General features: G+C 40.4%; 9 protein-coding genes, 1 rRNA gene and 1 pseudogene. 4 read left to right on the top strand and 7 right to left on the bottom strand.

Annotated elements, in window-relative coordinates:
• Both M028_RS0110615 and M028_RS0110610 read right to left on the bottom strand, forming a co-directional pair.
• Nucleotides 1–220, bottom strand: a 16S ribosomal RNA gene (locus M028_RS0110615); the annotation flags it as partial.
• 416 nt (nt 221–636) lie between these two features.
• Entirely contained in the window at nt 637–1,035 is a 399-nt protein-coding gene (locus tag M028_RS0110610; RefSeq protein WP_026573898.1) for a hypothetical protein, read from the bottom strand.
• Between the two features lie 374 nt (nt 1,036–1,409).
• Here M028_RS0110610 and M028_RS0110605 point away from each other — a divergent pair, with 374 nt between their 5' ends.
• The 3 genes from M028_RS0110605 to M028_RS0110590 all read left to right on the top strand — a co-directional run bounded on the left by M028_RS0110605 (nt 1,410) and on the right by M028_RS0110590 (nt 5,822).
• The gene (locus tag M028_RS0110605) at nt 1,410–3,455 is read left to right on the top strand and encodes a CocE/NonD family hydrolase (RefSeq protein WP_026573897.1); all 2,046 of its coding nucleotides are present in this window, start codon (nt 1,410–1,412) and stop codon (nt 3,453–3,455) included.
• 216 nt (nt 3,456–3,671) lie between these two features.
• Nucleotides 3,672–4,973, top strand: coding sequence for an MFS transporter (locus M028_RS0110595; protein ID WP_026573895.1), 1,302 nt, complete (start codon nt 3,672–3,674; stop codon nt 4,971–4,973).
• Nucleotides 4,974–5,132: 159 nt separating this feature from the next.
• A complete protein-coding gene (locus M028_RS0110590) occupies nt 5,133–5,822 on the top strand; it encodes a TetR/AcrR family transcriptional regulator (protein WP_026573894.1) in 690 nt (229 codons plus the stop codon).
• A 205-nt stretch (nt 5,823–6,027) separates the two neighbouring features.
• Here the strand turns inward: M028_RS0110590 and M028_RS0110585 are convergent, their stop codons facing one another.
• Both M028_RS0110585 and M028_RS0110580 read right to left on the bottom strand, forming a co-directional pair.
• Complete coding sequence (locus M028_RS0110585; RefSeq protein WP_026573893.1) at nt 6,028–7,458, bottom strand: M20 family metallopeptidase; 1,431 nt, start codon at nt 7,456–7,458, stop codon at nt 6,028–6,030.
• On the bottom strand, nt 7,455–8,669 hold the full coding sequence (locus tag M028_RS0110580) for an MFS transporter (protein WP_026573892.1): 1,215 nt from the start codon (nt 8,667–8,669) through the stop codon (nt 7,455–7,457). The genes M028_RS0110585 and M028_RS0110580 overlap by 4 nt, the downstream gene beginning before the upstream one ends.
• A 236-nt stretch (nt 8,670–8,905) precedes the next feature.
• Between M028_RS0110580 and M028_RS0110575 the strand changes: the two genes are divergently transcribed.
• The gene (locus tag M028_RS0110575) at nt 8,906–10,222 is read left to right on the top strand and encodes a hypothetical protein (RefSeq protein ID WP_026573891.1); all 1,317 of its coding nucleotides are present in this window, start codon (nt 8,906–8,908) and stop codon (nt 10,220–10,222) included.
• Between the two features lie 85 nt (nt 10,223–10,307).
• On the opposite strand, the gene M028_RS33850 is transcribed toward M028_RS0110575, so the two are convergent.
• From M028_RS33850 to M028_RS32050, 3 genes and pseudogenes are all read right to left on the bottom strand, one after another.
• Nucleotides 10,308–10,475 carry an ATP-binding protein gene (locus tag M028_RS33850; protein WP_269320929.1) on the bottom strand — a complete coding sequence of 56 codons (168 nt, stop codon included), beginning with the start codon at nt 10,473–10,475 and terminating at the stop codon, nt 10,308–10,310.
• Between the two features lie 70 nt (nt 10,476–10,545).
• Nucleotides 10,546–11,502, bottom strand: a pseudogene (locus M028_RS29790) (sensor histidine kinase); the annotation flags it as partial.
• Between the two features lie 294 nt (nt 11,503–11,796).
• Nucleotides 11,797–11,940, bottom strand: coding sequence for a YjcZ family sporulation protein (locus tag M028_RS32050; protein WP_081810715.1), 144 nt, complete (start codon nt 11,938–11,940; stop codon nt 11,797–11,799).
• Nucleotides 11,941–11,972: the final 32 nt, after the last annotated feature.

Raw genomic sequence — 11,972 nt, 5'->3', positions numbered from 1 at the left:
TAAAAACCGACTTTCAGTTTTTCCTCATGAGAGGAAAAGGATTATCCGGTATTAGCTCCGGTTTCCCGAAGTTATCCCAGTCTTACAGGCAGGTTGCCCACGTGTTACTCACCCGTCCGCCGCTAACCAACAGGAGCAAGCTCCTATTGATTCGCTCGACTTGCATGTATTAGGCACGCCGCCAGCGTTCGTCCTGAGCCAGGATCAAACTCTCCAAGAAAGTTGATATAGCTCATTTGTTACGTTGGCTCATGTTCTCTATATAATAGAAGAAACATGATTATTATTGTTTGTTGACGTTTTTGTTTGTTTAGTTTTCAAAGAACAATAGCACTTATAAAAAGCGACAGGAATATTACTTTATCAAACTTCTTAAATTCCGTCAATCATCATTTTTTTCAATTCCGATTGATTTTCACACTCTTTTTAAGAGCAACTTTTACATTATATCACGTTGTGCAAATCAAAACAAGAGGAAGTTTTTCTTAATCTTGTTTACTTATCCACTCTTTCTGGGAGCGACTTAATTAATATAACACCGTGGGTGTTAACTTGCAATAGAAAGTTTTTTAAAATTACTTTTTTTGTTTCAATCTTCTTCCTTCCCTTATTTTTGGAGAAGTTGTAGATAGAAAGCTAGCCCCCTTTAAATGCTTTGAATTTTTTAGCCAAACGCTTGAAATAAGGGTTGAAATCATTAAATAATGGTTTTAATTGTTTAGTTGTCGCAACGAACATATCAACTGTTTCCATCAGCTGCATCAAATCGATCTGGTTAAGGAGACCTTCTATCTGATTGAGATTGTTTTGTGAGGAGGTCGGAGCTTCTTTTTCCTGAAAGCCAAATAGCCAACCATCCATCCGATTGGTGGTGCGATTAAAAGATGCCTGCCCAGGTTGCTCATGAAATTCTTGTGAAGTATTTTCATTCATTTGATATGGTTCTCTGCGGTTATGACTGCCAAGCATGAGTCTTGAAAACCGGTCGATTTCCCCCATTGGTTTCCGTTTTAATTCATTATCGTTCTCCAGCATTGACCCTCTTCTTCCTTTCTTCTTCTTTTAGATAGACTATGATGGATTTCAAATCATGGTGTGGACAAACTACATATTTAATTAAGTTACCGCACCCCATGATTCCGAAAAATGATTACCAATATGGTTTAACAGATTATCATCGAATTCCTCGTGACTTTTAACCGAAAGGGAGTCAGACCCTTAATTTATTTTTTGAAAATTTTAAGTTGTGCGACATATATTTGGGTGCTATAATCTAATCATAGTAATTTTGTAATCATGATTATAAAATGGTTTTGATTGTTTTTTCAACTAAGGTTAAAGTCTTTAGAAAGCGCTTTAAAGTTATGTTAAACCTCTTTGCAACGTGAGAGGAAGAAAGGGATGCTAACATGTCAACAGAATGCAAAGAAAGAGAAATTATCACCAATTTTCCGTTTGCGTATCAAACGATTGAAAACACATGGATTGTTTTAAAAGACGGAACGAGACTCTCCAGCCGGATCTGGCTTCCTGAGGTTCCGGAAGGTGAAAAAGTACCAGCGATTTTAGAGTACATTCCTTACCGAAAAACCGACGGTACAAGGACAAGAGACGAACCGATGCATGGATATTTTGCCGGACATGGTTATGCAGCAGTCAGAGTGGATATGAGAGGTTCGGGGGAATCCGATGGTCTGCTAAAAGATGAATACTTAAAGCAAGAACAAGATGATGCCCTAGAAGTCATTGAATGGATTTCAAAACAACCTTGGTGTAATGGAAACATCGGAATGATGGGTAAATCTTGGGGAGGCTTTAATTCCCTTCAAGTGGCAGCCAGAAGACCCAAAAATTTAAAGGCTATTATTACCCTTGGATTTACCGATGACCGCTACAACGATGATATCCACTATAAAGGCGGCTGTCTGTTAAACGATAATTTCTGGTGGGGAAACATTATGCTTGCCTATCAGGTGCGTCCGCTCGACCCTCATATTGTCGGCGACAGCTGGCGGGAAAAATGGCTGGAACGACTAGAAAATATGCCATTATGGATGGCGCAGTGGATGGAGCACCAAACGAGAGATGAATATTGGAAGCATGGTTCAGTTTGTGAAAACTACGATGACATTGAAGTGCCCGTTCTCGCCATCGATGGCTGGGAAGACTCTTATACGAATACCGTATTCAGTTTAATGAAGGGGCTTTCGGTTCCTAGGAAAGGGATCATCGGTCCTTGGGCACATGTTTATCCTCAAGATGGCGTTCCCGGACCTGCGATGGGCTTTTTACAAGAGGCTGTTAAATGGTGGGATCATTGGCTAAAAGGCATCGAAAACGATTGCTTGGATGGACCGATGATTGATGTATGGCTTGAGGAAAGCATGCCCCCTTCTTCCATTAAACCGGTTAGTAAAGGAGAATGGGTCGGACTTGATTCATGGCCATCCAATGATGTCCTCACGAAAACGTATCAATTGACCCACGGCAAATTACTAGAAGAAAGAGATCATAAAGAAGAACAGGTGTTATTAAAAACCCCTCTAAATCACGGCCTTTTATCAGGAGAATGGATGGGTGCAGGAGTATTTGGAGAAAGTCCTTCAGACCAGCGATTAGATGATGGAATGGCGATGGTCTTTGAAAGTGATCTTTTAGATAACCCATTAGAAATCGTAGGCTACCCGAGATTTGAAGTACAATTATCGAGTGACAAACCGAAAGCAATGCTATTTGCACAGCTATCAGATGTAGCACCGGACAGATCCGTTACCCGTGTTTCCTACGGTGTCATGAATTTAACCCATTTAAATGGACATGATCGGGTAGACTTGCTGAACGCTGGTGAGAAGGTTAATGCCTATGTGAATCTCGACTGCTGTGGACATAGGTTTAAAGCCGGTCACCGGGTGCGTTTATCAATTGCTACTACTTTTTGGCCAATGTTTTGGACCATGCCAGAGGAGGCCGCACTTACATTGAATCTGGAAACCGCTAAGTTTTCGTTGCCAATCTTTAACGGCAGCCGGACAGAAGGACCGAATATGAGTCCGGAGAGTGCGCCATTCACTCCGATCACCCTCCTTTCAGAAGGCAAAGTCGATCGTTCGATTTCTTATGATATTGTAACGGATACATGGACTTGCATTACGGATGGTGTCGGCGGGGTATTTGGCGAAGGGGTTTATCGCTTTGATGAAATTGATGTGACCGTTGAACACAATTTGAAGCGGGAGTTGACCTTAAGCAATGCTGATCCTCTTTCCGCAAAATATACGATTTATCAAAAAATGAGAATTGGCCGCGAGGGCTGGTGGATTGACGCTGACATTAACGTTACGCAAACTTCTGATGGTGAACACTTTATTATTGTTGGAGAAATGGATGTAAAAGAAAACGGCGAGCCGGCATTCACGAAAGATTGGGACCAAAAAATTAAACGCGTGGGGCTTTAAGAGGCTAAAGAACATTGTTGATTTTTTAACACCGTTGATTGGAGCGGAAGGCACGAAGACTCCTGCGGGAGTTCCGGGCTGGGGAGACCCGACAGGAGCGAAAGCGACGAGGAGGCTCCCCGGCACGCCCGCGGAAAGCGAAGTGCCTGGAGCGGAAATCAACAGACAAGTTTTATACAGCCTTACTTTAAAAAGCCCGCGATTGGGGGATAAGAGATGGAAGGAAGACTTAAGAAAAATATACCTACTTTAATCATTTTAATCATTGCAGGTGAAATGATTTATACATTGCCCTATTTCCGGAATTATTATTATGATGTATTTTTAAAAGACTTTCACTTAACCAATACACAAATGGGCTCACTCGGAAGTGTATTTGGAATTGCTTGTTTGATTTCCTATATCTTTGCAGGGTATGTGGCAGATCGTTGGAAAACGAAACACTTATTGACGCTCTCGTTAATCGTGACTGGAGCTCTAGGCTTTACCTTACTATTGTATCCCCCATACTCTGTATTGCTTTTAATTTATGGAGCTTGGGGTATAACCTCCATCATGACCTTTTGGGTAGCGTTAATTAAAGCTGTCCGGTCATTAGCAAACGAAAATGAACAAGGAAAAGCATTCGGCTTTTTTGAAGGCGGACGCGGTCTCTCCAAAGTGATTGAATCTGCTTTGGTACTAGGAATCTTCGCCTTTGTTTCAAAGCAAATGAGTGACAAGCTGGCATTATCCACTGTAATTATTTTCTATTCCGTGTTTTGTATTCTTTTAGGGATCCTGATTATGTTCCTTTATAAGGAACCTGAACAAAACAACAGCAGTGAGCAGGCAAACGAAAAAGATCATACAAAATTTGATTGGGATATACTCTGGAAGATTCTAAAAATGCCAACAACCTGGCTGGCAGCCGTTCTTATTTTGACGTCTTATGCCATGATCAATAGTTTCTATTATATTACACCTTATGCACACGCTGCCTTTGGTGCTTCCACCATCATTGCCGCAGCACTGGGTTACTTTTCACAATACTGCCGCCCAGTCGGAAGTTTCACCTCTGGAATTATTGGGGACCGAATTGGGATTTCGAATATGGTCATCATTGCCTATAGTGTATTGGCAGCCGGTTTAACCGCTCTCATTCTTTTGCCTGGAAAGCCTTCTCTAATCATAATGCTGTTAATCTTTATCGCGGTTGTTTATGTATCCATGTATGCCTTACAGGCGACGCACTTCGCGATTTTGGTCGAAGGAGACTATCCAGTTGAAACAACCGGAACCGTCGCGATGCCATTAATGATCATCGGGTACAGCGGTGAAATCTTTATGCCAATCATTGCCGGGGCTTGTTTGGACCACTGGGGTGGCACCACCGGTTATAAGGTATTATTCGCCATTTTATTAGGCTTGACGATCGTTGGGTTGATTACCGCAGTCATTTGGCAAAGAGTAACGAAAGAAAAACGAAAAGAGATTGCCCTTCAGAGGAAAGAAATGAAAGCAATAAAAGCAAGCTAAAATGGAAAGAAGCTGGCGATAAACGTTTGTTTTTCGCCAGCTTTTTCATTATTTTCACCTCGGCTTCTAAGCCAATAGTTTGGTATAATTTTACTAGATATCACTTCGCCTAAGATCGATATAACTTATATGGATATAAAAATTGTAAGGGGTATAACGATGAAAAAAAAGGAAATACAATTGAGCCGCATGTGGAAATACTTTGTCGATGCTACGGCTGAAATTATCGAAGAAGAAGGTTTAGAGAATGTAACGATCAGAAAAGTGGCAGATAAAGCAGGTTATAATAGTGCCACTATTTATAACTATTTTTCTGAGATCTCCCATCTGATCTTTTTCGCATCCATGAAGTTCTTGAAAGCCTACACGAATGAAGTAGCTGTTTATATTGAAAAAGGAAAAGATCCGATTGAAAAGTACTTGTTGGCATGGGAATGTTTTTGTATTCATTCCTTTAAACAGCCACAAATTTTTAATGCGGTATTTATTATGGATTTAGGGGATCAGCCCGAGAAGCTGCTGGAAGAATATTATAAAATTTATCCGGCTGATTTGATTAACATTCCTGAGGAGTTAAAGATTATTCTCTTTGAACGGAATGTATCAAAACGGGGGCGATCCTTTTTAGAAGTTGCCCTAAGAGAGGGATATCTTAAAGAGGAAAACGTGGATGCGATTAATGAATTAACCATTTTAATCTGGCAGGGGATGTTTACAAATATCCTCAATAATCGCAAAAGCTATGAGTTTGAGGAGGCAGTGAAAATCACCATGAACTATATTACGGAGATTGTTCACAACGCGAATCTTTTTGCTTTTAAAAAATGCAACCCTACAAATCAGCAGTAACTTGCTGATCCTATATAGCCCTGCTCGTATTTGTCGAGCAGGGCTATTGACTAAGATCAGAATTATCCTTGATCAGTCTTCTCGTAATGTTTTAGATGCTTTTTCTATTCAATTTACAACATAAGAAAAATGACGTAGGAACTGCTTACGTCATTTTTCTTTTCAGTATGGTGTTGAAACCTCTATTGATTTTACCACTTTAATCCTATTTTCTGTTGCAAGCTGGGACGACTTCATCAGGAATGGGACACTGATAGAGATTGCCATCTAAACGGGCCTTATGTTCTAATCTGCATTTCTCCAGAAATTCCGGATTTTTCAACACTTCAAGTGCCGTCCCTGCCATCACTTTACCTGCTTGAAGCATTCCTTTATGAGCAATCGATGTAGCCCCAATCGTAACCACTTGCCAAGTATGTGCCGGTGTCCCTAAAATCCAGCAGGCCGTACCAATTTGCGCTGTAGGTACAATCCAGCTTACATCTCCAACATCTGTCGACCCGCCGAGCGGTTTATCTGCCAGATCATCTGAGTATGGATTATTAACATCAGACATCACTTTATCCTTTAGAGCCTCAGCTGCTTCTTTTGGCAGATTGTTCATCTCATTTTTCTTATCCGCTTCTGTTAAGGTAGCAGAAAGCTGCTTTGCAAAGTGGAGTTCATCTTCATTATATGCTGGAGCCCCAATTTCATCCATGACTTCAGCCATTTTAGCGTTAAGGGTTTTGTTCGGAAGCAAGTTAGAGCAGGCTTTATCAAAAACAATTTCTACTTCTGTTTCGGTCATAAGGGCTGCCCCTCTAGCAATCTTGCAAACTCTTTCGTAAATTTCTTTCACTTGTTGCGTCTTAGGCGCCCGAATGAGATAAAGAACCTCTGCTTCTGCTTGAACAACATTTGGTGAAAAACCGCCTGTGTTCGTGATCGCATAATGGACTCTCGCTTCTGAGATGATATGCTCTCGCAGGTAGTTGACCCCGACATTCATCAGTTCCACGGCATCAAGTGCACTTCTTCCCAAGTGCGGCTGCACCGCAGCATGGGCGCTTTTCCCTTTAAATTTAAAGTATACTTGGTAATTCGCTAATGAATTTCCCGGTAATATAGTATTGGTCGTCCAAGGATGCCAGCATAAAGCAAAGTCAACATCATCAAAACAGCCAGCTCTTGCCATAAATGTCTTCCCGGAACCGCCTTCTTCAGCTGGACAGCCGTAATATCGAACCGTTCCTTGCAACCCTTCTTGTTCCATCATATCTTTAAGGGCAACCGCAGCAGCAAGCGAACCGGTTCCTAGAAGATTGTGCCCGCAGCCATGTCCATTCCCACCTGTTTCAATGGGATCAGGAATGGCAGTACCACTTTTTTGGCTTAGTCCTGAAAGAGCATCATACTCACCAAGAATCGCTACAACAGGGCTTCCAGAACCGAAGCTGCCGAGGAAAGCGGTAGGCATGTCGGCAATTCCTTTTTCAACAGAAAATCCTTCTGCTTCAAGTGTTTGACAAAGTAACTCAGCCGAGCGGACCTCTTGGAAACGTGTTTCGGCAAATTCCCAGATTTGGTCGCTAATCTGAATGAACTTGTCCTTTTTTTGTTCAATGATTTCAACTATTTTTTTAATATCCTTCATGCTGCATTACTTCTTTCTTTTTGTATTGAATTTGTTTTTAAAAATATACTTGTCAAGATCGGGATCACAAGCGAGAAAATTAACAATGTGAACGCCCCAGAATAAGATCCGTTAAATAAAGTGATGGTATATCCCATCAAGGTTGGTGCAATCGTTCCGGCCATTTGGCCGCCAAAATACATGATACCAACAGCCGACCCCATTGATTCTTGAGGAAGCAATTTCAATGGGAGAGCGAGTACGATAGCAATAAACCCTACTCCAAAATAGGCACCGCAAAGGAAAGTCAATGCCATAGAAACGGATGTTGCATGCATCGTTAAATAAAGTGAAATAATTCCAATAACGGAACCAATCATGATAATATACTTTTCCTTACCCGCTTTCATTTTGTCTAGCATCCAGGAGCTAATGTTAATCCCAATTAGGGAAAATAATGCTGGCAGCATCGAAATCATGCCCGTTTTCACCAATTCAAGATGACGGACGTTTACCCAATAGGATGGAAGCCAGGAGCTTAATCCCCAGTTCACCATACTCATGCCAAAATAGATCAGACACAATTTCCAAACCAGCGGGGTTTTTACCACATTCATATAAGATACCTTGGGTTTTTGTGTACTACCTTTAAGTTGTGCTCTCTCGGGCATGTATTTCCATAATAGAAGAAGAAAAATGAAACCAAGCGCACCAAAGATAAAAAACATCACGTTCCATCCAACATTTTTTATTAATAGTGCTGCTACAAGAGTAGCAACGATGGCACCGATTTGTGTGGCACTTGACAAAATCCCTTTTGCCCGTCCTCGTTCTTCTTTAGGGAAGTTTTCCGCTAAGGCAACTGAACTAGCAGAGGGAAAACTTCCTTCACCAAATCCAAATATGAAACGAATGATAATTAAGGAGATGAATGACCAGGCGAATCCAGTAAAAATGGTAAAAATAGACCAAACCAATAAGGAGATGAGAATAATTTTTTTCGAACCATATTTATCTGTCAGCCATCCCCCGATTAATTGCATGATCGCGTAAGCCAGAAAGAAACTGCTGATGACCATTCCCATTTGGGTAGGATTTAAATGAAAATCTTTAGAAATAGAGATAATAGCAACATTCATGGAGTTTTTGTCCATATAATTGACAATCCAAGTTAAAAAAAGGAGAGTTAATACCATTGTTTTTGCCTTTTTGTTATATACGTTTTCTTCCATACATGTAACCCCTTTCAACGTTTTAATAAGATTCCTTGTATAAAGATTTTTAGTAAAAACATTTTAAGACATGTTCCGGACATTTCTTAAAATGAATTATAGCAATCTATTTTCTAATTAGCAAGAAAATTTTAAAAACCAAAATAATTTAAAAAAGGATGAAGGATTTGGTTAAAAAGGCCGTTTAACAGTATAATTAAGGGAAGAACACAGGTTGAAGAAGGAAATGATGAATCATGATTAAGATCGGCGTAATTACAGCACCCCATTCTATCAATCAAATAAAACAGGTTGAACCGCTTATTAAAGATCAATGTGAGCTGACTTTTATCCCGTATCGTCAAATTAGCGAGATTAAAGAGTTGTACGAAAGAAATCATTTATTTTATGATGGAATTCTTTTTAGCGGCGAATTGGGCTATATCACTTTGCAGCAAGAAATGACTGAATTTCCGACCCCGATTTATTTTTTAGACATTCCGGAAGGGGATTTTTATAAACGCTTATTTGCGATTAGTAATTCAAATAAAAATTTAACATTTGCCCGAGTGTCTACGGATCTGCTTAGTGAGGAAAATAATGATATGGGGCTTAAAGATGTTTTAAAAGACGAGGAATTTCCTTTTTCTCTCCCGCTGAAATTTTCAGAATCGCTCTACGAGAAAGCGTTTCAGCAGCATTTGTCATTATGGGAGCAAGGAAAGATTGATCTGGTCATTACTCGGATCAGTAATATTGTTGAACTTTTGAATCGGGCAGGCATTCCCAATATCTTTATCTTTCCGTCTAAAGAGTCTATTTTGGAACAAGTTAAACACATTATAAATGAATTGCAGATTTCAAATTTATTAGACAACCAGTGGGCATTGGGAGTTGTGACCATTAAAGATCAAGAGGATATCGCGGATCTTGAGTTGAAACAGATTTTACTCCATAAAGCACTTTTAGAATTTAATGAAAAAAGTCATTCTTTATCTGTTATTCAAAAAAAACTTACAGGTTTTGAGATTATTACATCTCAAGCAGATCTAAGAAAACTAACAAATGAATTTACCGGATGTTCTGTCTTGGAGTATTTAAACGAGGCACTCCCCTTTCAGGTAAGTATAGGATGGGGAATTGGAACGACCCTCTATCAAGCGAAAAAGTCTGCGCAAATAGCAAATAAGCAAGCAGAATTACATGACTTTCCATGTTCATATGTGATTACGACAAATGAAGAAGTGATTGGCCCGATGGGAGATGATACTTGTCTCCATTTTTCAAATATAATTGATCCTCAAATAGAAAAATTAAGTGAGGTATTAGAAATTCCGATTCTGCGGATCCAAAAAATCATGGCTTTGATTTCTAAAATGAAAAGTAATGAAGTAACCGCGGAGGATATAGCTTACCAGCTTGGACTAACACTACGTCAAGCTAACCGGATTTTAAATGAATTGGAAGAGAAAGGGGTAGCCCATGTTTCCTACAAAAAACAAGAGAAACTAAGGGGCAGACCCAAAAAAATATATAAAATTGACTTCACGGAAGTATTAAATACCTCCCATTAATGTCAGTGGGCAAGTCCCCGTGCGTTAAATCTTTAACTCACTTGGGGACTGACCCACTAGCCTTGCGAAACAGATACGTTCTGGATCACAGCGGCAAAAAAACACTAAAAATGGTACCGGTCCCGAGCTTGCTCTCGACCTCAATTCTTCCTCCATGTGCTTCTACAATAGACTTGGTGATCGATAACCCGAGTCCTGCTCCCCCGGTTCGTCTGGCACGGGAAACATCGGCGCGATAAAAACGGTCGAAGATTGAGCGGCAGACTTTCTTCGCTGACTCCAGTGCCGTTGTCCTCTACGGAAAACTTTGCAAACGAATTAGATACTGCAAGCAAAACTTTAATCACCCCGGATACTGGATCCGTATGTTGGACAGCATTATTAAATAGATTAAGAATCACTTGCTTTAACTTATCTGATTCATAGAATCCAACAACATCTTGATCAAGCTGAAATTGAATCGCGCGATCTCCCGCCAAAACGTTTAGTTGCGGTTCCATTTCTTCGATCAACATGGAAAGATTGGTCTCTTTAGCCTGCAATTCAGGGGCGCGGTCCAGCTTCGTAAGCAATAATAAGTCCTCTACTAATTTAATAATCCGCCTTGATTCACCCTGCATGCTATTTAATGCTTTGTACAGCTGTTCCGGCCGATTGGCTGCTCCCCTTAATAAAACTTCAAGAAAACCGGAAATGGATGTAAGCGGTGTTCGCAACTCATGAGAGGCATCCGCGATGAAACGTCTCATTTGTTCTTTCGTTTCTCTTTCATACTCAAAGGATTTTTCCAATCTCCCTAACATGTCATTAAACGACTCCGCTAAACGGTCAATCTCTTCCTGCCCTTGTTCAACCGGAAGACGCTCTTCTAAGTTTCCGGCATTAGTTTTCTTCACCGCATTCACAATCCTTGATAACGGCACAAGGGTTTTGTTCAAAACGCGCAGGTAAATTCCAAGTCCACCAGCTAAAGCCAAAGCAGATAGAATGGAAAAAATCAATAATTGCTGAAGAAGTACATGTTTGAGCGGTGCCGTATTCGTACCCAGTTGCAGGATTCCGGAAACTTGATCCTTGAAACCTCCCCCTGCCGGCTTAAACACAATTAATTGCTCAATTCCCTTTGAATTCGTTTCAATACGATATTGAACATCCTTGTGAATTGAAAAATCCTGCAAAATAGTTTGATATTCTTTTTCCGAAAGTTTTGGAGCCTGGATGCTGCTATTTTTTAAAAGGTCTTGATAATCGCCGTTATTTTTAATAAGGACTAGTGACATATCCTGTAAAAAGAAAAACTTATGATTCGGCTCCGGCGGATTTCCCACATTGTCATGAGGGTTATCATTGTCATGTGGCAAATCCACATTTAAACCAATATCCTTAGACAAGGACATCAGCCTTGCACTTAGCGTTTCTGCCTCATTCTGAAACAGGAAATCCTTCATGACTAAGTACTGCGTGATCCCAACGGCTAGTAAAATAAAAGCCAAGATGACTAACGCTGCATATAGGTCAAATAAAGCGTAATCTCAAACAAAAAAGCCCTTTAAGGGCTTTTTTAGTGTTCTTACTTAATAAAAGATTACTGCACCAACGATAATTAACAAGATAAACAATACAACAATTAATGCAAAACCGCCGCCGCAACCGACACCCCCGTAGCCATAACCGCCGCAACCGCAGCCACCAAATCCACCGTATCCATATCCATCCATTTTGTAGCCCTCCTCTTTTTTATTCCTTATAA

The organism is Bacillus sp. UNC438CL73TsuS30, from assembly GCF_000482325.1.
GTDB lineage: Bacteria > Bacillota > Bacilli > Bacillales > Cytobacillaceae > Neobacillus.
This window is presented reverse-complemented; position numbering and strand designations above follow the sequence as displayed.

Excerpts from the sequence above, each read along its gene's own strand:
- M028_RS0110610 (WP_026573898.1), bottom strand. The coding sequence starts at position 1,035 with ATGCTGGAGAACGATAATGAATTAAAACGGAAACCAATGGGGGAAATC.
- M028_RS0110605 (WP_026573897.1), top strand. The coding sequence starts at position 1,410 with ATGTCAACAGAATGCAAAGAAAGAGAAATTATCACCAATTTTCCGTTT.
- M028_RS0110595 (WP_026573895.1), top strand. The coding sequence starts at position 3,672 with ATGGAAGGAAGACTTAAGAAAAATATACCTACTTTAATCATTTTAATC.
- M028_RS0110590 (WP_026573894.1), top strand. The coding sequence starts at position 5,133 with ATGAAAAAAAAGGAAATACAATTGAGCCGCATGTGGAAATACTTTGTC.
- M028_RS0110585 (WP_026573893.1), bottom strand. The coding sequence starts at position 7,458 with ATGAAGGATATTAAAAAAATAGTTGAAATCATTGAACAAAAAAAGGAC.
- M028_RS0110580 (WP_026573892.1), bottom strand. The coding sequence starts at position 8,669 with ATGGAAGAAAACGTATATAACAAAAAGGCAAAAACAATGGTATTAACT.
- M028_RS0110575 (WP_026573891.1), top strand. The coding sequence starts at position 8,906 with ATGATTAAGATCGGCGTAATTACAGCACCCCATTCTATCAATCAAATA.
- M028_RS32050 (WP_081810715.1), bottom strand. The coding sequence starts at position 11,940 with ATGGATGGATATGGATACGGTGGATTTGGTGGCTGCGGTTGCGGCGGT.